Raw genomic sequence first — 1082 nt, forward strand, 5'->3', positions numbered from 1 at the left:
CTCTCATGCATAAGTATCTTTGTATTTTTCTCATTGTTGGCTTGATTGCCGGATGCCAGACTACGCAGAGTCGCGGATCACTCTTCGAGGAGCTTGGCGGGCAGAAGGGGGTTGAGGAGATTGCAGATAGGTTTGTTCGAATCTTGATCAAAGACGAGCGAACAGAGCAGGCATTTACGGAGACAGATCTCGATCGCTTCTACGAAAAAGTCGTTGAGCAGTTTTGCGAAGTCTCTGGCGGCCCCTGTGTTTATTCTGGTGACACAATGAAAGACGTACACAAAGGAATGGATATATCGGCAGCAGATTTTAATGCGGTTGTCGAAATACTACAGAAGGCGATGGAGCAATCGGATATTTCACTATCGGCTCAGAATCGCTTGTTAGCGAAGTTGGCACCTATGCGCGCTGACATGCTTCATCAGTGAGCTGTAGCGTTTAGACTTCTGCAAATTGCTGGCGACTGCCAACCCAGCGGCGAATTAAGTCTTTGGTTTGTCTGGGATGTTTCTGCATCTCTAGCGCGGCGTGTTTTACGGAATCTAGCCACTCGCTATCGCGTTCAAGGTCGGCTATCCGGAACGAGATTAAGCCCGTTTGTTTAGTGCCTAAGACTTCGCCTGGGCCGCGAATCTCCAGATCCTTTTCGGCAATTTTAAAACCGTCATTTGTATCGCGCATTGCGCCGAGGCGCTCTTTACCATTTTGTGATAGCGGCGGATGGTACATCAGTGCGCAATAACTTTTGTACTCGCCGCGGCCGACGCGACCGCGTAATTGGTGCAGCTGTGCCAGGCCAAGGCGTTCAGGGTTCTCAATTATGATGAGTGAGGCATTGGGGACGTCTACGCCAACCTCGATCACCGTTGTGGCGACGAGCAGATCAATGTTGCCAGCCTTAAACTGCTCCATGATCAAGGTCTTCTCATCTGCCTTCATTCGACCATGGATAAGCCCGACAGTGAGGTCGCTTAGCTCTGAGGCGAGCCATTGCGCGCTAGCCTCAGCAGCCTGGCATTGCAGTGCTTCTGATTCTTCAATCAGCGTGCACACCCAGTAAGCCTGTCTGCCGTCTTTGCAGA

Annotated in this window: 2 protein-coding genes; one reads left to right on the top strand and one right to left on the bottom strand. The window is 50.9% G+C overall.

What is annotated here, in order from left to right; translation table 11 throughout:
- Positions 1–428: group 1 truncated hemoglobin (locus tag A3751_RS16235; RefSeq protein ID WP_082863327.1), on the top strand; the 428-nt coding region annotated here is incomplete at its 5' end.
- A 10-nt stretch (positions 429–438) separates the two neighbouring features.
- Here the strand turns inward: A3751_RS16235 and A3751_RS16240 are convergent.
- Positions 439–1082 (bottom strand): helicase-related protein (locus A3751_RS16240; protein WP_255376095.1); only part of this gene is annotated, 644 nt, incomplete at its 5' end.

The sequence above is a fragment of the Oleiphilus sp. HI0080 genome, from assembly GCF_001635135.1.